We start from the raw sequence: 22,898 nt of genomic DNA, 5'->3' as shown, positions 1-22,898 counted from the left end.
TTCTTTTTTTGTTCTTTTATTGACGTCCCGCCCCAAAGATCATATACCGCCATACCGGCAAAAACTGCACGCCCAGCGTAGATCCGTGTGGCTCTGCTTTATCCGTGTCCGTTACCAGTATATGACGGGTCGACTTCACCGCCACCTGCGGTTGCACCATGGTAGTGTCGGTTACCTGTTGATGATTGATCGCAGTTACGTCTGCCACCTGGTAACTGAAATTAAACGGATCCCTGACATGCAGAAATGCATAATACCGGTTCACCGGCGTATGTCCACTTTCCCGCTGCCAGCGTGAAGGCATATTAAAATTCACAAGATAATCCTGCGGACCGGAAAACATTAAAACACCCCTTAACTTAAACTGCTTACCCATATAAGCCGCGTGACCCGCTCCCTGCGAATGCCCGGCAGCAATGATCTTATCCCAGAGGGGCTTTCCCTTTGCTGTAAACTCCTTCCAACGCACATCTTTTGCAGCCATGTATTGCAACAGCTTTGTTAACCGGTTCACCAAACTATTCAGGGTATCTACCGCTACCTTATCACTCACCGGCGTGCCAAACATAATTTCCTGCCGGAAATGATCAAAACAGGTACTGTCTTCACTTTTGGAACAAGTGGTAGTAATCACATTATTAGGATAATCCAGCGTCACTACATAATATCCCATCACGGCAAAGCTACTGTCGAAAACCCGGAACGCTCTGCAGTCGGCGCTGCCACCGGTACCGGGTATCATCACCAGCAACTGGTGGCGATTATTCTTTAACCCCGGCGTAGCAACCAGGTGAGGAGTATGTATCTGTGTTAATCCGGCGCCGGTTAATTCCGGCGATACCGTTTGCAGTTTTACCTGCGTACGTCCGGTTACAGACATCAGCAAGGCCATGATAAATAACGTGGAAATGATACGTATCCGCATATGGAAAATGTAATGGTATCTCCCAAGATACAATTTTGAAAGCTTTAACACAACGCCTATACGACTGAAATAATAACCGCACATTATTGCGTAAATTAGTAGCATGATACCCTGGACAGAAATATTACAACGATTAGCGCTGGCAGCAATTTTCGGTGGTATAATAGGACTGGAAAGAGAGCGCAAGGATTGGGCCGCCGGCCTGAGAACTCATATGATGGTAGCGGTGGGCGCCGCCCTTACTATGATCGTGTCTGCTTACGGTTTCGCTGATGTATTAAGTACTTCCAATGTAGTACTGGATCCTTCCAGGGTGGCAGCACAAGTCATCAGTGGAATTGGATTTATCGGTGCGGGTACTATTTTATTTTTGAAAGAAGGCGTAATCAGAGGGCTTACTACTGCTGCAGGATTGTGGACGGTAGCTGCCATCGGGCTGGCCACCGGCGGAGGTTTATACGCAGCGGCATTTATCGCCACCGCCATTGCTATTGTCATTCTCTGGTTACTCCAGCCTATAGAGAAAAAATTTCTTTCGCGGTTCGAACAAAAAAGCATTCGTATTATCACACAGGAAAGAAGCAAATCACTGGAAGTAGTAGATAAACTCTTTCAAAACACCGCCCTCAATATTATGTCCTGCAATATAGAACAAGCCGATAGCCTGTTCTATATTATCATTCGTTTCAAAAGCATGGATAAAGCCCTTGTTGGCAAACTCATCGCAGACATACAAACAGATGAAGGCGTTAAACAGGTGATCTGGAACAACTGATTTAACGGATCAGTGTCACCACACCTTTCACCAACTGAGTGGTACCATCCAGATACTCTACCGTTGCCATATACACGTAGGTACCAATAGGTGCTGGCTGCCCTTTGATGTTACCGTCCCATCCGTAACTCCTGTCGTTTGCAGGTGTATTATGCATTTCAAATATCTTATTACCGACGCGGTTATAAATGCTGAAGTCTCTTATCTGTTTGATATCCCAGCCACCAATCACGTAAAACCAATCGTTCTGTCCATCGCCATTAGGCGTAAAAGCATTCGGCATAGTAATCCCTGCCGCCACAGATGTTTTAATATACACCGACGCCGTATCTGTGCAGTAATACTGGTTACCCGCAGTCACGGTATAGCGCATAGACGAAGCCGTATTGGCTACCGGCCACGCACAGGCAGTACATGATAAGCCAGTGGCAGGTGTCCATGCATAAGAAGTGGCAGGGCCGCCTTCCACTAACGCATGCAGATTCACCGCGGCAGGCCGGGGCAACTCAATCAATGAAGGACGCAAACTGACAGTAAAAGGCGTATACAACAGGTCCGACTGGTTGTTGGTATAGTCCGTTTCATCCTTCACGAAGTCCTTTTGCTTATTCACAACCGCCGCAATAGCATCGCTATTGGGAGCGCTTAATAACGTTGTAAAATCATAACAAACACCTGCGGTTACAGGGGTATAAAATAACGGCGACAATAAAACAGTACGCTCATTGCCGGGATCTCCATTATAAAAAGACACCGGTACGCCGGAATGAATGCTGTCGTATCCATTGTTGGTGCATATTTTAAAGTTTACCAGCACATGCCCGTTATCATAACATTCTGCTTTCTGCAGATCAATGGTAAAGTCAGGCGGGTAAATGCGCACATACTGTTTATCCTTTACCACACAGCCATATTTATTCGTCAACTGCACACTCACAAAAGCACTGTCTTTCATCTTCGCCTGCGGTTCCGGACAAGTATAACAACTCAGCGTATAGGCGTCATCGTTTGACCATAAAATACCGGCGGGTGTAAAAGCGGTCGTTTTATAATACAGCGGGAAAGCGGCTTTCCGGATTACTATAGAGTCCTTAGGGAACATAGATACAGCTGGCACCTGGTACTGCCAACGATGTGTATTATTATCAAAACGGGCTTCATTCAATCCCGTTTCCGGTGGATGCACTGTGCGATCCCGGTTCACAATGGCATATATATCGCCGGTGTTGGTTTGCTTGATATAACTGCCATAATCTGCACAGGCTGTTGCACTCTGCAACGGGGTGATAAAACTATTACTTAGCAATACAGCGGCAGGATCAGCCGGCGACCGGTCATAAAATGATACCGTTAGCTGTGCAGGGATATTTCCTTTACTGTATAAATTACACAGCGAAAAATCCACATGTAAATTATTGCCGCTGGCGCAATCAACGTTTTTCATCTGCACGGTATAATCATCTACAACAGGAATATGTATTTTGGCGGTGGTGCTATCGTAGCAGGCATTCTGTGTATAAGCCAGCACCTGTACAGTAGTTACGGTATCTTTTCGGTAAGGCGCCGTAAAGGTAGCATCCACACAGTTGCTACAACTAAGATAATCACCCGTCCATTTGCCACTTTGTATGGTACCATTGGCACCTTTGGGTTTCAACACTACCTGCTGTTCCGGTGTGAGTGTATATTCCGCCGGATCTAAAGCTACCTTGAATTTAAAGCCATGCTTTACACTGATATTGTTAGCATAATTTGTTTCCACCACGGTGGTATTGGTGAAGGTGGGCGGCAAAGCCGAACCATCATCATTCAGCACCACACCAAGTGTATCTATACCTGCGCGTCCGGCGTCTACTACCGCCGATAGCCAGCCAGTGGAACATTTCCCGGGAATATCTTCCGATAACGGCCAGGTGGTTAATTTCTGCGTACCTGCTACCCGCGGATCTCCATCATAAAAAGTGACCGGTGTATTTTTAGGAATCGTTTGGTAACCAAAATTGTGGGCATAGAATGTGACTTTAACTTTGGTTTGCTGATAGCATTCTATCCTGGTAACATACACTGCGCCGTCCGCCGTAGGATCATCAACCCTGATTTGTACCATATTGGTAGTGTCAAAACAATGCCCATCGGTAGCGGCTAAACGAACATGGTAGATTCCGGGTATCTTAAAAACATACTTCAACTGTTCATCGGTACTGATCACCTGCTCCGTCATCCCCTTGTCGTTACTCATCAACCAGCTCCAGCTGGTGGCGTTGCGGGAACGATTATTAAAATAAACACTGTCCAGTTGAATATTGTCTTTGGATGCAATCACTCTTTTACTGGGCCAGAAACGGGCTACCACACCACAACTCACCGGCACCATGTCATCGGCAGTAACAAAACAGGAACTACCGGTATTGGATACACGCAAGGTAACGGCATAATTCTTCTTTGCAGTAACGGTCAGCTGCATAGTAGGACCATTACCGGCGGGTACGCCGTCTACCAGCCACTGATAAGTATTTCCGCCGGTACTGGTACTGGTAAAAGTAACTACATCTCCTATGACCGGGTAATCTTTATCTTTGGTAAAACCAGCGATGATATTATCGGCACAGGGCTGGTTACAAACAGTGCTGGTCAGCATCCCGGCTAAAGCCACGTCTATAAAATCATGCATACGCGTGGCCTGCCCCGCCGTAAAAGATAATATACAACCTGTTCCCTGCCCGTAATCCATAAAGTTATCCGGGAGATCCGGCACGTCTACGGTGAAACCCGACAATGTATCTGTGCTGCAGGAATTTTGGGGTACACTACAGGCATAGCCACCGGTAATGGTCTTCTCCGGCGGTGTATCACACACCTTATCTCCATCTACCAAACAATCATCATTTTTACAATCCTGGTTACCGAAAGTATGCAACAGACTCAGGTAGTGTCCCATTTCATGCGCCAATAAGCCCACGCCAACGCCGGCCACCACAATATCACCGCCTGCACTGGCATAGCCGCCCATTTTCAGGCGGGTCCATTGGCCACAGGAAAAGCTTTGCATATACTCCGACTTAATATCCTTTACCACCCAGATGTTTACATACCGGCTGGGATCCCATCTGCCAAGGGCGGTCAGATCCCCGCCTTCCATTTCATTGTCAAAGTCTGATAAATAGGAATGGACCCGCACAATGCCGGTAGTTTTACCACCATCAGGTGCTGTTTGGGCCAGGCAAAACTGGATTTTGGTATCGGTACGGGCGCCGGTAAATGCACCAGTGGCACCGTAGGCGTCATTTAAGAGCTTCAGGGCCGCTATGATCTCTGCATCCGTATATGCCGTGGGATCTTCATTGATAATGTGAAATACTACCGGTAAAATAACGGTTCCCGGGGCTTGCCGTGGTGCTCCCGGTATACGGACATATTGTTTTTGTAAGATGGCCTGGTCAATAGCCCGTTCCCGGGCCAGGAAAGAAGCGTCTTTGCGCCATAACTCCTGTAAGGCGTCTACGCCGCAGGCGCGAACAGTAGCAGGCATTCCTTCCTGTGCTTTTAAGACAACAGGCAATAAGAGGCATAGCAATAGCGATACGCTGAGGTTTTTCAAAGCTGGCAAATGCATCGACGACAGATATTAACGATGCACAAATATATATTCATTTTTACTAATCAATAAACTTATTATGTGGGCCTAAAAAAAGGGCCGGCTGTAAAAACAGCCAGCCCGGATCCATCACCCTAAAAATTCAATACCGGAATGCTTCCCATCCGGAAATTGTAGCGCGATTGCAGGTCATGGCCTGTGTGCCGTTTTCACACGATATATATTTGCCATTATTGCCCCTTAGAGAGACAGAACCGTCCGAATTCACTATCCAGTCGAACTTTTCCCAGTCGCCCACACTGGTACGGTTACACGTAATAGGGTTTACGCCGTTTTCGGACGATACATACTTACCCTGGCTTTTCAATGCCACTTTTCCACCGCCGGCATCTTCCACCGCAAATTGTTCCCAGGCCTGTGCAGTAGCCCTGTTGCAGGTCATCGGCTGGGTACCATTTTCTCCACTTACGTAGGCGTTGTTAAAGCCTTTCAGCGTAATGGTACTACCCACTGGTGCAGTGCCACCGCTATTGGTCATGGAGTACACCCGTACATAATCCACGTACATATTCGCCGGCAACTTGCTTTCATCAATCGTTTGGCCCGGAAAATCGCCTCCCACGGCCATATTCAGGATAATGAAGAAGTCGTTGTGAAACTCCTCGGTGCTGTTGATATTATTCAGGATATTCGCCGTAGCATATTGATTGCCATCCACATACCAGCGGATCGCACTGGCATCCCACTCTACCGCATATACGTGATAATCTGTAATAGTGGTACTGGTAGTACCTCCATAGGAAACATGTCCGTTGGCATCCCAGTGAATGGTACCATAGATGGTGTTACTGGTATTTACCTGCTCCATAATATCAATTTCGCCGCATTTGGGCCAGCCTACCGAACCAATGTTGTTGCCCAGCATCCAGAAAGCAGGCCATAATCCCTGGCCGGAAGCCAGTTTAATACGCGCTTCTATGCGGCCATATTTCGTGGTAAAATGCCCGGCAGTATTCATACGGGCAGAGGTATACGCCCAGCCGTTGACGCTTTGTTTCTTAGCCGTAATCACCAGGTTACCATTGCTCACGGATGCATTGGCCGCCTGGTAATATTGCTTCTCATTATTAACACCCGGACCGGTTTCAAAAGACCATTTGGAGGTGTTAACGCTGTTGCCGTCAAATTCATCTGACCAAATCAACTGGTAAGCAGCAGCTACTGCCTGCACCACTGCTGCAGGTTTAGTTTTCAGGGTTTCCGGTGATGTTGTTTTCTTTGCCTCTTTAGTACAGGAGGAAATAGTGATGCTGGCTAACAGGCAAGCACCTACGCCAACGATTAACAATTTTGTTTTCATGGAATTTACAATTAAATGAAGGTGAACAAATACGGGTTAATGGATCTACGTGGAATCATTTTATCAAGTGGCATAAATTTGCAGCTTGTTGGGTGGGTAACAAAATTTAGGGCTACGTCAAATGTACGTCGGGCTAAAAACCTTTGCCAGATGGGTATTCCAATATTTTGAGAGATGCAAAAAGAGGACAGGAAAACCATGAATGTAGCGTTACACAACCTTCTGCCCTGCTTTTCACATCTTCAAAATCCGGCAGTTAACACCAGCTATTGCTTTGCAAAAGTGATCGCGCTAAAGCGATCTACCCCTGCTGAAAAGCGGATACGCAATTGATGCGTACCCTGCGCCAGTTGAATATTCTTGAGTTCCACCGTTTGCCATCCTTTTGTATTGGCAGGAACGGCGATGTCGGCAGCCAATGTTTTACCGTTGTCAATGATATTAAAACGGCCATTGTCACCATCCAGCCTTACCCGCAGCGTATAAACGCCTGCCGCTGTAACGGTGGCCGTATATTGCAGCCACTCACCATTTTCTATATGGAATACCACAAAGTCGTTTCCGTCTTTTTGAATGTCCACCCCGTCATTACGCCAGGTGTATCCCCGGTTGCCTTGTGTATTTACCCCCGGTGTATAGTGATAACTGGCTGTATCCATGTCGGCATAAGCAGATAAATTTCTTCCTAAATCATAATCTACTGCCTGGATCACGGCTTTATCTTTTATCACATGCGCCTTAAAAGGAATGGTTTCCGTGGAATATACCTGCCGGAACATAGCATCGGTAACATCTTTATGATAAATATTATGATCGATCCTTGTATTACGTACCAATTCCTGCAGCGTTTCCCAGGCCACATCGGGCGTTGGCGCCGGGCCTTTGCCATTCCAATACTCCAGGATAGCCGAATAGCCTGCAGGTGCCGGTATTTCCAATGGCTGGTTACTGCCCATTTTCTTCAACTGCCACCATGCCCAACCAATATCCTGTCCTTCCACCATGCCAATGGTATGTGTATACCAGTTATTGGAATTCTCTCCCGATTCTCCCAACCAAAGCGGTACCTGGTATTGTTCGCGCAGTTCCAGGAAATGCCGGATGGTAGATACATCCGTGAAATTGCCGTACTTATGAAAGCTCAATACCATGTTATCATCCCAGGCAGGCAGGATGCCATTGTAATTATTGCCAAATCCATTTCCCTCTATAATAATGATATGCTTTTTATCTACTTCCCGGATCGCTTTGGTGATATCCTGCATCAACTGCTTTAGCGGAATATTTTTGGCTTCTTTCATACCACGGGTATCAGCTGTATCTTCAAATCCCCAGTTCGGCTCATTGATAATATCGTATCCGCCAATCCAGGGCTCGTTGGCATAACGTTCTGCCAGCTTCCGCCACAGGGCAATGGTTTTATAACGGTTTGCTTCGCTTTCCCAGAGAGACGGTTGTTCGGGGTGCCTGTCGGAAATAGGCAAATCGTTTCCCTGCCCTCCGGGCGTAGCATGCAGATCCAGTATGAGGTACAGGTGATTGGCCTTACACCATTGCAGTAAACTATCGGTTAAAACGAACCCTTTTTCCAGCCAGGTATTTTGCCCGGCCACCGGCTCTGACGCTACCGGTAACGTATATAGGTTAAAGTGCATTGGCAGCCGAACGGAGTTAAATCCCCACGCCGCCAGGGAATCAATATCAGCTTTGGTGGTATGGTTGTTCAGCCATGCTTCATAAAATGCCTCCGTTCTTTCCGGCCCCACCAGTTCCTGGATTTTTGCCCGGATCTTATATTGTTGCCCGATGTTACCCAGCCGGAACATGTATCCTTCCTGCAACATCCAGCCACCCAATCCCATACCCCGGAGGATCACTTTTTCATTTTGGTCGTTAACAATAATGGTTCCCTTCGTTTTCAGGTAGCCCTGCCCGTTAGTATACCTTATGCATACCATTAAAAAAATGAGTGCCAATACGTGGAATTTCAGCATCATAACAATATCATTTGTGAAAATAATGAGGATTCCAAGATCTATATTAAAACGGAAAAAGTAACTTTTCCAGCTACGTCATCTCTACTTCAAAATCATTTATTGCATTGATTATGAATGGATCACCCCTACTACTACCCTACTTCAACAAAAAATGATACTTTTAGTAAAACGCTTTCGATGAGGTATTTCCTGTTACTGGCCTGTATATTCCATGCTCACCTGCTCTGTGCACAAAATACCATTGGCCTGCCTCCTGTTATTAATTACAACAAAGCGCAGTACCAGGGCAACGGACAAACCTGGGATATAGACATGGATAGCCGTGGCATCCTGTACTTTGCAAATAATGAAGGACTCATCACTTTCAACGGAAACTACTGGCACCTGTATCACATGCCCAACAATACCTGTGTGCGTGCAGTGAAAGTAGCGCCTGATGGACGTATTTATGTTGGCGCACAAGATGAATTCGGCTATTTTTATCCTGACAACAACGGCATACTTGTTTATACTTCTCTCAAAAAAAATATTCCTGCTGGTCAAACACAATTTGCGGATATCTGGAATATTGCTTTATACAACAATGGTGTTTATTTCAGAAGCAACACTAAAATCTTTGAATACCGCCATCAGCAGATACAGGTATACAATGCTCCCTGGGAATGGAAGATCATGGCCAGCACGCCTTATGGACTGTATGCCCAGGACCACCAACAGGGACTCGTTAAACTCACCAACGGCAAATGGCAAAGCATATGTGCGCAAACCGGCGGGCAACAATTGATGATAACGGCCATCCTGCAGGAAAAAGAAGATACCCTGCTGCTTGCCACCCAAAAAAATGGCCTTTTTAAAGTCAGCCACCAGCAACTGATCCCTTTTCACACTTCCGCCGACGAGATATTCCACACCAGCCGTATTTACTGTGCCATCGCCATGCGCCAGGGGCAACTGGCCATTGGTACATTTTCAAAAGGTAGCTATATCATAGATGGAACCAATGGAAAAGTGATCCAGCAATTTAGTATCGAAGAAGGATTGCAAAATAATAATGTACTCAGGCTGTTCTGCGATCCCCAACAAAATATCTGGCTGGCGCTGGACAATGGTATTGACCAAATCCGCTACAACACCGCCATCAAACAAATTCTGCCTGACAAACACAATTCTGTTACTACCTATGCCGCCCAGGTATTTAATCACCGGTTATATATCGGCACCTCTGATGGCTTGTACAGCAGCGCATTGGATAGCACCACCGACATTAGCTTTTCTAAAGGAAGCTTTCAACAGGTAGCCAATACCAAAGGGCAGATATGGCATCTCTCTGCTATTGCACAGCGATTATTAATGGCCCACCAGGATGGTACTTTTGAGATCAGGGAGAATAAAGCATTTCCCATCCTGAAAGACGTGGGCTGCTGGCTATACCTGCCTATGGGCAACAACATCATCGCAGGCACTTATAATGGCCTGTCCACCATCCAATTCCATCCTACGCCTGTTGTCAGGCATATCAACGGTTTATCTGAAACACTGCGTTTCCTCGCCGTGGACAATAAAAACCGGCTCTGGTCGTCGCACCCCTACCGGGGAGTGTACCAGCTCACCCTTCAAAATGATACAACTATACATGCGCAGTTGTTTACACAAAAAGATGGGCTTCCTGCCAACAATAACAATTATGTATTCCGTATCGGTAATAAAATAGTGGCAGGCACCGCACAGGGGATCTATGAATACGACGATCAAACACAACATTTCATTCCTTCTCCCTCCCTGTATCCCCTGTTAAAAAAACGCCTCGTACAATATCTTACGGAAGACAGCAGTGGTAATATCTGGCTGGTATCAGAGAAAAAAACGGGTGTCATCAACGCCGCGCGTAACAACGTTACCTGGTTTCCCGAACTGGAAGGAAAAATTACCAGCGGGTTTCCATTCATCTATCCCTACAATAAAGAGAATATTTTCTTTGCAGGCGATAAAGGTATTTATCATCTTAATTACAAAAAGTACAATAGCTACCCTGGTGGATTATCCGTACTGCTTGGACAAATAAAAGCCACTGGGAAAAAAGATACTTTACTTTTTGGTGGCTATACCGCCCAACCTGCACAGGAAGCTATGTTGTCGCATACCTATAGTAGCTTTCATTTTGAATATACCGCTCCTGCTGCTGAGCAGGGAAATAATATCACCTACAGTTACCAGTTGTCTGGGTTCGATAAGCAACCCGGCGAATGGACGCTTAAAACGGAAAAAGAATATACCAATCTTCCTTACGGCCACTATACTTTCGTGGTGAAAGCGAAAGATAATCTCGGCAACATTTCTCCCGCGGCCACCTATAGCTTTACCATTTTGCCTGCCTGGTATCAAACGTATGCAGCATGGATTTGCTATATCCTGTTGCTACTGGGATTCATCGGCTTCCTCATTCGCAGGCAGCGAAAGAAATTTGCTGCGCAGAAAGCAAAACATGAACAGGAACAACAGCACCTGATCTTTCAACACCAGTTGGAGCTGGAAAGAAATGAAAAACAACTGATTCAACTGCGTAATGAAAAACTGGAAGCAGATGTACAACATAAAAACAAAGAATTAGCCACGGCCGCCATGCACCAGGTACAGAAAGGAAAGCTGCTGTCTAATATCCGTGAGAAGCTGGAAGAAAGCATCAAAAAAATAAATGATAACGCTGCACTGCCGGATTTTAAAAAAGTATTGCGGCTGTTTGAAGAAGCGGAAGATAATGAAGAAGACTGGGCACAATTTGAACAACACTTTGATGAAGTACATCATAACTTCCTGCATACACTGAAAAAAGTATACCCGGAACTATCTACCACGGACCTAAAACTATGCGCTTACCTACGTTTAAATCTTACTACCAAAGAAATCGCACAATCTATGGGCATCTCCGTGCGGGGCGTGGAAACCAGCCGATACCGGCTTCGCAAAAAATTAAATATCACCGGTGATATCCCATTGTATGATTTTCTGATTGACATCAAAGCATCATAAAAATATAACAGGATCTTGACAGGAAGCAGACAATTGCCACCGGCCTCCCTCACGTTTTATGTTTATTTTTGCGGAGCATTTTTTAAAGAGATATTTACCTTGGCCAACGAACACTCCCGATCGAAATATATTTCGCTCATTTTAATATTAGGTACGCTTACTGCTTTAGGACCATTTTCCATTGACATGTACCTGCCCGGCTTTCCGGCGATAGGCAAGGAACTGGGTGTAGATCCTGCAAGGGTGGCCCTTTCCCTTTCCAGTTTCTTTGTGGGCATTTCTGCAGGGCAACTGCTGTATGGTCCGCTGCTGGACCGTTTCGGCAGAAAGAAACCGCTATATATAGGATTGATACTCTATGTACTCTCTTCCATAGGCTGTATTTATGTGTCTTCGCTCAATAACCTGATCCTGCTCCGTTTTGTGCAGGCGATTGGTAGTTGTGCGGCGGCGGTAGCTTCTGTAGCCATGGTGCGTGACCTGTTTCCTGTAAATGAAAATGCCAAAGTATTTGCACTGCTGATGCTGGTAGTAGGTACTTCACCTATGATCGCGCCTACGGTAGGAAGCTATGTGACCAGTGCCTTCAGTTGGCATGCGGTTTTCCTTGTATTAGGGGTTATGGGTGCACTGATCCTGCTGGCTACCATTTTCTGGCTGCCGGAAAGCTATAAGCCCGACACGTCGATGTCGCTCAAACCCAGGCCTATTATCAATAACTTCCTGCAGGTTATCAGCGAACCTCAATTCTATACGTATTGCTTTGCCGGCGCCATCTCTTTCTCAGGGCTGTTTGCCTATGTTTCCGCCTCCCCACAGGTTTTCATGGATATTTATCAGCTGAGCGATAAAGCCTATGGCTGGATCTTCGCCTTTTTGTCTATCGGATTGATTGGCTCCAGCCAGGTCAATAGTATTTTACTGAAACGTTTTACCAGTCAGCAAATCGTACCGGTAGCATTAACAGCACAAACCATTACCGGGCTTATTTTCGTGGTATGCGCCTGGAACAACTGGTTATCCCTGGCCGGCATCATTACATTGTTGTTTGTCTTCCTGTGCTGCCTCGGTTTTATCAATCCCAATACAGCAGCGCTATCACTGGCACCGTTCACTAAAAATGCCGGCAGCGCTTCTTCCCTGATGGGCGCCATCCAGATGGGAATTGGCTCCCTGGCATCTACTGTGGTAAGCTTATACAACACACATACTGCGACCCCAATGGCGATCACCATGTTTGGATCGTCTTTAGTGGCATTGCTGATTTTAATAACTTGCAGCAGAAATATTAAATCTGCTGTGACTACCGGTAATGTAAGCACTGCGATGGCCCATTAAAGGATTTCCTTTTTTATTTTATGAAGATAGCTACCCTCGCCTTATTCCTGTTGTCTTTCACCGCTGGTGCACAGTCATTCAGACCGTTCGCCGACAGTATCCGGAAAGCATATGCCATTCCCGCCCTGGGCTACGCTGTGATTTCAGCCGATAGCATCCTGGAAATAGAAATGCTGGGCAATAAAAGAGGCGATGTCCCTGCTACCCTGGCCGATCGTTTCCGCATTGGCTCTAACACCAAAGCTATCACAGGTATGGTGGCTGCACTGCTGGTAAAAAAGAAAGTGATGGCATGGGATACCCCCTTCTTCGACCTTTTCCCGGAACTGAAAAAAGGAAGTCACCGGGCATACTACCATATCACCCTGCTACAGGCACTCACCTTCCGTAATAAACTGCCACGTTATACCTATACCAACACGGCGCCTACGCAACAACAGATCAGGGGCAACGACGCACAACAACGCTATGAATTTGTGAAATGGCTGCTGCAACAACCGCCGGTAACAGATACTGCTGCGTTGAACCTGACCAATGCAGGCTTTGCACTGGCTGGGCTGATGCTCGAAAAAGCATCACATAAAAGCTACCCACAGCTTATCCGCGACCTCGGGCAATCGCTACATATACATTTCGCATTTGGCGCCCCTAATTACCCCGATAGCACTCAAACCTGGGGGCATGATGCCAATGGACTACCAGAAGCCCCTGCAGGCAATTATAAACTCAACTGGCTGATGGCAGCAGGGAATATTAATGTTACCCTCCCCGATTACGCCCGGTACATACAGGAACAATTGAAAGGCTTCGCGGGAAAATCCTCCCTGCTTAATGCCAACGAATTTAACTTCCTGCACTACGGCCTTCCCTCCTTTGCGGTGGGCTGGTTCTGGCATACGAACGACGCCGGGCACCTGCTATCAGAAAATACAGGCAATCCCGGTACTTTTATCACAACGGTACAAATTGATAAAACCGCCAACAGGGCCTACCTGTTTTTCACCAATATACAACGCGATAATATATACGAAGCCCTGGCACATTTCAGGGAAGCACTGGAAGCACGTTACGGCAATTAAGGAGAAGTTGTATCTTTAATATCTCCAAAAAACTATACACATGTCCTACGATGAAAAACTGGCGGACCGTATTCGTGAACTCCTTGCCGCAGCTACCAACAACATAGAAGAAAAGAAAATGTTTGGCGGACTCTGTTTCATGGTAAATGAAAAAATGTGTGTATGCACCCGCGAAGACACCATCCTGATCAGGATAGATCCTGCCAAAGTAGAAGGCGTACTCGCAGATACTCCCGGCGCCGAACAAATGACCATGGGCGGCAGAATCATGAAAGGATATATCCGGATCCCCGAAGAAGCCATCAACACCAAAAAACAATTGCAACCCTGGATTAAAATGGCATTAAATTTTAACCCGGATGCGAAGTCTTCGAAGAAAAAGTAAGTCGAACTGCCCAGTCACATAATCATTTGCCACATTTTTTTCTATCTTTAAAGCCCCCCGGAAAAATTGTAGCATCATTAGGAACCTGATTTTTTAACTGGCATTATTCGATTTGCTTATGAACACTTTTACACTCATAACGGCTTTAGTTACCATTAGCGCGTTAATTTCCTACATTAACAACCGTTTCATTAAATTGCCCGGAACCATAGGCGTGATCGTGGTTTCACTCATATTATCCTTACTCATTTCTTTAACCGGTAAAATATTTCCGGATGCATTTACCTTTATTAAAGATCTTACCAACGGCATCGATTTCACCGGCACGCTGCTGGATATAATGTTAGGTTTCCTGCTCTTTGCCAGCGCCCTGCATTTCGATTTCAACAAACTAAAAGAACAACGTTATCCCGTATTGGTACTCAGTACCGTGGGCGTAATCGGATCTACCTTTATATTTGGATTCCTGCTATATTGGGCCACAATGCTGATGCGCATTGATATACCACTGGTATATTGCCTCCTCTTTGGCGCCTTGATTTCGCCAACCGACCCGGTAGCAGTGCTCTCTATCCTGAAAAAATCGAAGGTCCCTCCTGCGCTGGAAACCATTATTGGCGGCGAATCTTTACTGAACGATGGTACCGGCATCCTCTTATTTGTTATCCTTAAAGAAGTAGCCGGACAAGCTGATACCCACGTATCACTGGCACATGCCGCTGCACTTTTTTCACAGGAAGTATTCGGTGGAATTGCACTGGGCGTGGTTTCCGCTATTGTTGCCTACCGCACCATGAAGCGGGTGGATGACTTCCAGATCATCGTAATGGTATCTTTATCCATGGTGATGGTTATTTCCGTGCTGGGCGCCATGTTACACGTATCCATTCCTCTGGCGGCCGTATCAGCCGGATTGATACTGGGAAATACTTCCCTTGGTACCAAACAATCTGAAAATATGCAACACTATTTTCATAACGTATGGAGCCTGATAGATGAACTATTGAACACCATCCTGTTTGTGATGATAGGTCTCCAGATTGTAATTATGCCATTCTTAAAAAACTACTGGTTCACCGGGCTGCTGGCGGCGTTATTTGTATTGATTGCCCGGGCGCTGAGTATCACGGTGCCGGCTATACTATTAAAACGTACGCTCGACATCAACTATAAAAGTATCTCCATCCTGGTATGGGCGGGGTTAAGAGGCGGTATTTCGGTAGCATTGGCATTGTCGTTACCTGAGTCTCCCTATAAAGAAATCATCCTGTCTGCCAGCTACTTTGTGGTATTATTCTCTATCATCATACAGGGGCTTACCCTGAAAAAAGTAGTGGACCGCATGGTATAAATAAAAAAGGTAGTCCTACCGGCGTATAGCCGGTAGGACTACCTTTTTACAAACATCATTTAGTTCCCTGTCAGGTTAAAAGTACGTGTCAGCACAAAATCTGCTGAACTTTTGCCTATATTAAGCTGGTAAGTTCCTTTATATATCTTCCAGGTATGTTGGGCTAAATCCCATTTCTGCAGCTCTGCTACCGGTATTTCCAACTGTACCACTTCCTGTCCTCCCTGTTTTACGTGTACCCGTTTAAAAGCCTTCAGTTCCTTTACCGGCATACGTTCCATATTCGGATAAGTGATATATGCCTGCACCACTTCATCGCCGTCACAAGCACCGGTGTTTTTAACAGCTACGGTTACACGAATCGTGTCCTGGTTGCGATACTGCTTTGCCAGCGCTGATTCCCAGGCATAGTCAAATTTCGTATAGCTAAGACCGTAGCCAAACGGATAATCCACATTGCCTTTAAAATAGCGGTAGGTACGGTTTTTCATGCTATAATCCTGGTAGTCCGGCAGGTCGTTCAGGGAATGGTAAAAGGTAACCGGCAGTCGCCCTGCGGGCGAATATTTTCCGAAGATGATGTCCGCCAGGGCGTTTCCGCCCTGCTCACCCGGATACCAGGCTAAAATAACGGCATCTGCATACGGTGCAATAGCCGATACATCTACTGCACTTCCGGAAGTGATCACCGCAATAATAGGCTTCTTATGCGCTGCACGCAGCTTTTTCATAAAGAGGATCTGAGAACGGGGAAGACTGAGCGTATTTTTATCGCCACCGGAGGCAGATAAAAAGGCATCGCCCTCCTCTCCTTCCAGTAAGGGCGTTAAGCCAATCACCGCCACTGTAACATCACAATTTTCAGATGCCCAGATACCGCCGAAATGCAGCGTGTCTGTAAAATCACATCCCTGGTCATACTGCATCGCCATACCCGGGCCGGCAGCTTTAGCCAAACCAGCTGCAAAGGTTACCATATCGCTGGATACACCATGGTAGTTGCCCATCAGCGCCTCCAGGGAGGCGGAGTTGGAACCCGCTACCAGCATAGAAGCATATTTATCGCGCTGCAAAGGCAATACGCCATTATTTTTAAGCAATACCATGCTCTCACGGGCGGCCTCCCGTGCCAGGCCGGCATGATAGGCATTATTTACACTATCAATACCATAGCGGCTGTAAGGACTCTCCGCCGGAGCATTGTACAAACCCAACTGCAACTGCGTACGCAAACTGGCGCTGAGGGCGCTGTCTACGTCTGCCTGCGTAAGCCGGCCGTTTTTTATGGCGTTCATAACATCATCCTGTAAAATATTGGCGCAATCGAGATTTACGCCTGCTTTGATGGCCGCTGCGGCTACCTCTTCCCGGGTAGGAATGGCTTTATGCCTTAACCAGATGTCATCCAGCGCCCAGCAATCCGTTACTACCTGCCCGCCAAATTTCCACTCATGCCGCAGAATATCCTGCAACAGGGTATTACCTGTACAACAGGGTTCACTGTTGACCCGGTTGTAGGCACACATAATAGAGGCTACCTTCCCATCTACCAACTTCTTAAAAGCATAGAGGTAGGTTTCTCTCAGATCTTTCTCATCTATGATCGCATTAAAACTATGACGACCGGCCTCTGGTCCGCTGTGCACCGCGAAATGCTTGGCGCAGGCGGCGGTTTTCAATGCGCCGGGCACCTCTCCCTGCAAGCCTTTCACAAAAGCGCCGGCCATAGTAGCCGTCAGGAATGGATCTTCTCCATAAGTTTCCTGTCCGCGGCCCCAACGGGGATCCCGGAAAATATTGATATTGGGAGTCCAGAAGTTCAGCCCCATATATTGCACATGCCGGTGCTGCTGTACCGCCAGGTTATATTTGGCACGGGCCTCCGTGGAAATAGTATTGGCTACTTCCCGCGCCAGTGCCGCATTAAACGTGGCCGAAAGGCCTATTGCCTGCGGGTATACCGTGGCTTCTCCACCCCTGGCAATGCCATGCAACGCTTCGTTCCACCAGTTATAGGCCGGCAGCTGCAGTCGCGGTATAGCCGGACTATTATATCCCAGCAGTGAAATCTTTTCTGCCAGCGTCAGCGTATGTAACAGGTCATTAACCCGTTCATTCACCGGAGCGGCAGCATTCCTGAAAACAGGCTGCTGCTGGGCCACCGCCTGAATGACTGTCAGAAATACAATTGAACAAAAAATGAAAAGCTGTTTTCTCTTCATGCTAAAACCTTAAATGATAAATGAAATATAACCAACCTCCCTGCAAGTTATCACATAAAAAAGATAAACATTCCGCCGGGGCGGCTCAGTGATTTAATTTGCTTAATATAGTACAGGAATTAATAAAATAGTATAATGATATGAACAAATGGGAAACAATCAGAGCTGACTACCCGGTAACCAATAAAAGCACATACCTCTTTACCAATGGCGGTGGCCCGGTAAGCACTCCCCTTGCACAATATGCCCATACCCTGCTCACGGAATTGAGCGAAAAAGGCCGTATGGTGATGCCGGGCTGGGATAACCAGGTGACTGCCATACGACAATTGATTGCCAACATGATTGGTGCCGCCGCAGATGATATAGCCTTCGTTACCAATACCGCACATGCCATGACTTTACTCCAGGGCATGTTTCCCAAACACTACGAAATCATCAGCATGCGGGATGATTTTCCCACCAGCTTCGTAGGATGGCTGCACCACGGCCATCCGGTGCACCTGGTCAATAGCGATGATCACGGTAACATTTCGCTGGAAGCCATCTCACAAAAAATTACACCCGCTACCAAAATACTGATCACCAGCCATGTGATGTTCAGAACAGGTTTCCGCCAGCAGTTGAAAGAAATTGGTGAGTTATGTAAAAAACATCAGCTCATTCATATCGTGGATGCCACGCAATCCTTTGGAGTAAATGAAATAGATGTACAGGAATGTAACATTGATGTACTGATCTTCCATGGCTATAAGTGGGTCACCTCAGGCTATGGCAGCGGCGCCATGTATGTATCCAAACAGCTGATTGAAAAATACCCGCCTGCCGCTTTAAGCTGGTACAGCGTGAATTATGAGCAACCAGACTTTGCGCTCGTACAAGACTACACGAAGTTTACACCAAAGAAAAATGCGCTGGTATTTGAAACGGGGACCCTGCCTTTCCTCAACATTTTGTTATTGGGATATGCCTTACAATATTTACAACGTATAGGCATTACCGATATATCCGTTTATATACAGGAGCTGGTGAATTACCTGGGGCAGCAAGCCAAAGCGCATCACACCAGGTGGCTTTCGGATTATGCACCGGAAAACCGCTCTGCTATTCAATTACTGGAGATTACACCGGAACAATATGCCAAGGCGGAACAAGCCAATATCATGGCGAGATATAAAAATAACCGGTTAACAGTAGCGCTTAATTTCTATAATAATAAGGAAGATATTGATCGGCTTTTTACGGCTATTTCCTGAGAAGAAGGTAGTTCCAGGCTCGACAATCAGCCTGGAACTATCCCTATTAAAAATTAAAATTAGCCGGATCCGGCCCTACACGCTCTCCACGATCTAATGCGGAAATACGTTGTACATCTTCTTCACTGATATTGAAATGGAAAATATCGGCATTGGAAATCACGCGTTCCCTGCGGATACTTTTAGGAATGGTCACCACCCCTTTCTGCAGGTCCCAGCGCAGCACCAACTGAGCAACAGACACTTTATACTTAGCCGCCAGTTCTTTCAGCAGCGGCACTTCAAAGGCTTTACCCTGCATCAAAGGACTCCAGGCTTCATATTGTATTTTGTGCTGCTGGCAGAAGTCCAGCAATGGCTGCTGTACCAGGTAAGGATGAAACTCCAGCTGGTCAACCATAGGTATTACTTTAGCGGTCTGGAATAAGTCTTCCAGCTGATGCTGCAGGAAGTTGCTGACACCAATTGCTTTCACGCGGCCATCTGCATACAACTGTTCCAGCGCACGCCAGGTTTCTTTGTACTTTCCTTTCACCGGCCAGTGTACCAGGTAGAGGTCCAGGTAATCTGTTTTCAATTTAGCCAGCGAGGAATCAAATGCCTTTAATGTGCTGTCATATCCCTGGTCAGCATTCCATACTTTAGTGGTCAGGAAAATATCTTTCCGGTCGGTCGCATTTTTTTCTATCGCGATCCCTACTCCTTCTTCATTACCATAAATAGCAGCAGTATCAATATGACGATAACCTGCATCCAGCGCATAAGTAACGGAATCGATTACTTCCTGTCCATCTTTTGTTTTGAAAACACCTAATCCAAAGTAAGGCATCTGTACGCCATTAGCGAGAGATACAGTGCCCTTGAGGTCTGTAATATTCATCTGGGAAGTTTTATGATGATTAAAAATGAGTCCGATACAATAACACCAGACTTCGGGTTTCCGTTCACCCGTAAATGGTAAAACACAAAAGTACATCCCTTCTTCCGGGCTTTGTTGGTAAATAGGTAGGATTTTTTTGTAAAAAGATGTGAAAAATGAGGAGATCATATCTCCCCGCTCTTTTTACCATCCTTTACGAATTGTTTTTTTTATATAATTAAAGTATCTTTGCGAAGCAATTTAAAAATGATGAAAAACAAACTCACATATCAGGCAACCAGGCACACAGCTACTGTTATCAGAGCAGTAATTGCAAGTACTTGTATTGTCTTAATTCAAGACGGGGAGGCAGATCCATCCCGGATATGAGAGGTTAATATATAACTCCTGAAATCATTTCATGGGGCCTCTTCATCCGAAGAGGCCTTTTTATTTGCTTCCCCTACCACCCCAATTTTCCAAACAAATTAATTATCAGTAATGAGCAACACCAACAGGAAATTTATTATTAAAGCATTGTTAGTTACACGGTTTTACCGGTAATGCAGGGCCTCCTGTTGCATGTTTGCAAAAGCCTCTCATTACCCGATGAGAGGCTTTTTTAATTCCCTTTTTAAACAGCAAAATATATGAAACGCTTAGCAGATTTTAGAAATATAGGTATCATGGCACATGTCGACGCAGGTAAAACAACGCTCACAGAACGCATGCTTTACTTCACCGGCTTTACGCATAAACTGGGTAATGTAGACGAAGGCAATACCGTTATGGACAGCGATCCACAGGAAGAAAAAAGAGGTATCACTATTTCATCTGCTGCGATCACTACTTACTGGCAACACCAGGACAATACCTGGCAGATCAATATTATTGATACTCCGGGCCACGTGGATTTCACCGCGGAAGTAGAACGTTCGTTGCGCGTGCTGGATAGCGCCATCGCTGTATTCTGCGCCCGCTCCGGCGTGCAGCCGCAATCGGAAACCGTATGGCATCAGGCCAATCACTATAACATTCCCCGCATTGCGTTCATCAACAAAATGGACCGGCAGGGTGCCGACTTCCGGAGGGTAGTCAATGAAATACGGGAACGGCTAAACGCTAATGCACTGCCTGTGCAAATACCCATTGGAGCCGAAGACGATTTTGCCGGTGTCATTGATCTCATTACCATGAAAGCCATCATATGGGATACTGCCGATGGTAAAACATATAATACGGTAGATATACCACGCGAACTACTCGCTGCTGCGGAAGAAGCCAGGCAGGAGCTGCTGGAGGAATTGTCCCTGCTGGATGAGGCGCTGTTGAATAAATATACCACCGCGCCGGAAAGCATCACGACGGCCGATCTTTACTCCGCCCTTCGCGGCGCCACGCTCCGCATGGAAGCGGTGCCTGTACTGGCCGGTGCTGCCTATAAAAATAAAGGCATACAACCGTTGCTGGATGCAGTAGCGCTGTACCTGCCCGCACCTTCGGATATTGCCAGCATTAAAGCGGTCAACCCGGAAACAGACGAGCCCGTGCAGATACCCGTTAGTGAAACATCTCCACTGGCTGCCCTGGCATTCAAAATCATCACCGATGATTACGTAGGCAAGTTAACGTTAGTCCGTGTGTATGCCGGCACCCTGCGCAGCGGAGATACGCTATGGAACAGTCGCACCGGGCGCAAAGTCAGGATCAGCCGCCTAATGCGCATCATGTCCGATAAATTTGAAAGCGTGGAGGAAATCAGCACCGGCGACATTGGCGCAGTAGTAGGTTTGAAAGAAGTGAAAACCGGCGACTCCCTGTCGCATCCTGATCACCCGGTATTACTGGAGCAAATCAGCTTCCCCGAACCGATGATTGGATATGCGATTGAAGCCAAACTAGCCAAAGACAATGACAAACTCGGCGAAGCCCTGGCACGCCTGCTGGATGAAGATCCTACACTCAGCGTGGCTGTAGATAACGCCACCGGGCAAACGATTTTGAAAGGAATGGGCGAACTCCACCTGGAAGTGGTGCTGGAAAAGCTGGCGTCGCAATACCACCTGGAAGTCAATAAGGGCAAACCACAGATTGCGTATAAGGAAATATTCACAAAAACGGTTACCCACCGCGAAGTGTATAAAAAACAAAACGGTGGCTCCGGTAATTTTGCGGAAATATCCTTTGAGCTGTCGCCAAAAGAAGATGATACCCCCGGACTGGAATTCATCAACGAAATCAAAGGTGGTGCTATACCCAAAGAATTCATTCCTGCTATCAGCAAAGGATTTGAATCGGCCATGCTGAATGGCGCCCTGGCAGGCTACCCGGTGAAATCAATGCGCGTCAGGTTACTCGATGGAAAAATCCATGACACCGACTCGCATGCGCTGGACTTTGAAACGGCTGCTATCATCGGGTTCAAAAAGATTGCCACCCAGGCGGCACCCCGCCTGCTGGAACCCTGGATGAACGTGGAAGTAAGCATGCCGGAAGAATATACCGGTGCTATTACCGGTGATCTGAACAGGCGCCGCGGTGTGATCAAACACATCGACATGCAGGCACAACTGCAAACCATCAACGCCCTGGTACCGCTATCTGAATTATTCGGGTATATAACGGTGCTGCGTACACTCTCTTCCGGCAGGGCATCTGCCTCGCTGACGTTTGAGGGTTACCAAACCGTCCCAGAAAATATCAGCAACGGATTACTGGTGAAATAAAAA

At 46.6% G+C, this 22,898-nt stretch carries 14 protein-coding genes; 8 read left to right on the top strand and 6 right to left on the bottom strand.

What is annotated here, in order from left to right:
* Window positions 1-16: 16 nt before the first annotated feature.
* Window positions 17-925, bottom strand: a complete 909-nt coding sequence (locus J7623_RS15855) for a hypothetical protein (protein ID WP_291921990.1) — start codon at window positions 923-925, stop codon at window positions 17-19.
* Between the two features lie 103 nt (window positions 926-1,028).
* On the opposite strand from J7623_RS15855, the gene J7623_RS15850 reads away from it, so the two are divergent.
* Window positions 1,029-1,700, top strand: a complete 672-nt coding sequence (locus J7623_RS15850) for an MgtC/SapB family protein (RefSeq protein ID WP_291921986.1) — start codon at window positions 1,029-1,031, stop codon at window positions 1,698-1,700.
* Between the two features lies 1 nt (window position 1,701).
* On the opposite strand, the gene J7623_RS15845 is transcribed toward J7623_RS15850, so the two are convergent.
* The 3 genes from J7623_RS15845 to J7623_RS15835 all read right to left on the bottom strand — a co-directional run bounded on the left by J7623_RS15845 (window position 1,702) and on the right by J7623_RS15835 (window position 8,652).
* Window positions 1,702-5,313: a gliding motility-associated C-terminal domain-containing protein gene (locus J7623_RS15845; RefSeq protein WP_291921984.1), complete on the bottom strand. Its 3,612-nt coding sequence runs from the start codon at window positions 5,311-5,313 to the stop codon at window positions 1,702-1,704.
* Window positions 5,314-5,437: 124 nt separating this feature from the next.
* Window positions 5,438-6,655: a family 16 glycosylhydrolase gene (locus tag J7623_RS15840; protein ID WP_291921981.1), complete on the bottom strand. Its 1,218-nt coding sequence runs from the start codon at window positions 6,653-6,655 to the stop codon at window positions 5,438-5,440.
* 266 nt (window positions 6,656-6,921) lie between these two features.
* Window positions 6,922-8,652 carry a cellulase family glycosylhydrolase gene (locus J7623_RS15835; RefSeq protein WP_291921978.1) on the bottom strand — a complete coding sequence of 577 codons (1,731 nt, stop codon included), beginning with the start codon at window positions 8,650-8,652 and terminating at the stop codon, window positions 6,922-6,924.
* Window positions 8,653-8,829: 177 nt separating this feature from the next.
* Between J7623_RS15835 and J7623_RS15830 the strand changes: the two genes are divergently transcribed.
* The 5 genes from J7623_RS15830 (at window position 8,830) to J7623_RS15810 (ending at window position 15,832) form a co-directional block, all read left to right on the top strand.
* The gene (locus J7623_RS15830) at window positions 8,830-11,679 is read left to right on the top strand and encodes a triple tyrosine motif-containing protein (RefSeq protein ID WP_291921976.1); all 2,850 of its coding nucleotides are present in this window, start codon (window positions 8,830-8,832) and stop codon (window positions 11,677-11,679) included.
* 15 nt (window positions 11,680-11,694) lie between these two features.
* Window positions 11,695-13,017 carry a Bcr/CflA family multidrug efflux MFS transporter gene (locus J7623_RS15825; RefSeq protein WP_291921973.1) on the top strand — a complete coding sequence of 441 codons (1,323 nt, stop codon included), beginning with the start codon at window positions 11,695-11,697 and terminating at the stop codon, window positions 13,015-13,017.
* 20 nt (window positions 13,018-13,037) lie between these two features.
* Window positions 13,038-14,096, top strand: a complete 1,059-nt coding sequence (locus tag J7623_RS15820; RefSeq protein ID WP_291921970.1) for a serine hydrolase domain-containing protein — start codon at window positions 13,038-13,040, stop codon at window positions 14,094-14,096.
* A 40-nt stretch (window positions 14,097-14,136) separates the two neighbouring features.
* Complete coding sequence (locus tag J7623_RS15815; protein WP_291921968.1) at window positions 14,137-14,481, top strand: TfoX/Sxy family protein; 345 nt, start codon at window positions 14,137-14,139, stop codon at window positions 14,479-14,481.
* Between the two features lie 118 nt (window positions 14,482-14,599).
* Window positions 14,600-15,832: a sodium:proton antiporter gene (locus J7623_RS15810; RefSeq protein WP_291921965.1), complete on the top strand. Its 1,233-nt coding sequence runs from the start codon at window positions 14,600-14,602 to the stop codon at window positions 15,830-15,832.
* 59 nt (window positions 15,833-15,891) lie between these two features.
* On the opposite strand, the gene J7623_RS15805 is transcribed toward J7623_RS15810, so the two are convergent.
* Window positions 15,892-18,054 (bottom strand): glycoside hydrolase family 3 protein, encoded by a 2,163-nt coding sequence (locus J7623_RS15805; RefSeq protein ID WP_291921962.1) that lies wholly within the window; start codon window positions 18,052-18,054, stop codon window positions 15,892-15,894.
* A 140-nt stretch (window positions 18,055-18,194) separates the two neighbouring features.
* Here J7623_RS15805 and J7623_RS15800 point away from each other — a divergent pair, with 140 nt between their 5' ends.
* Window positions 18,195-19,310 (top strand): aminotransferase class V-fold PLP-dependent enzyme, encoded by a 1,116-nt coding sequence (locus J7623_RS15800; RefSeq protein WP_291921959.1) that lies wholly within the window; start codon window positions 18,195-18,197, stop codon window positions 19,308-19,310.
* A 46-nt stretch (window positions 19,311-19,356) separates the two neighbouring features.
* Here J7623_RS15800 and J7623_RS15795 read toward each other — a convergent pair whose 3' ends face one another.
* Entirely contained in the window at window positions 19,357-20,190 is an 834-nt protein-coding gene (locus tag J7623_RS15795) for an aldo/keto reductase (RefSeq protein ID WP_291921955.1), read from the bottom strand.
* A gap of 629 nt (window positions 20,191-20,819) precedes the next feature.
* On the opposite strand from J7623_RS15795, the gene fusA reads away from it, so the two are divergent.
* Window positions 20,820-22,895: an elongation factor G gene (gene fusA, locus J7623_RS15790; RefSeq protein WP_291921953.1), complete on the top strand. Its 2,076-nt coding sequence runs from the start codon at window positions 20,820-20,822 to the stop codon at window positions 22,893-22,895.
* Window positions 22,896-22,898 lie beyond the last annotated feature (3 nt).

The sequence above is a fragment of the Chitinophaga sp. genome (assembly GCF_017745275.1).
Classification (GTDB): domain Bacteria; phylum Bacteroidota; class Bacteroidia; order Chitinophagales; family Chitinophagaceae; genus Chitinophaga.
This window is presented reverse-complemented; position numbering and strand designations above follow the sequence as displayed.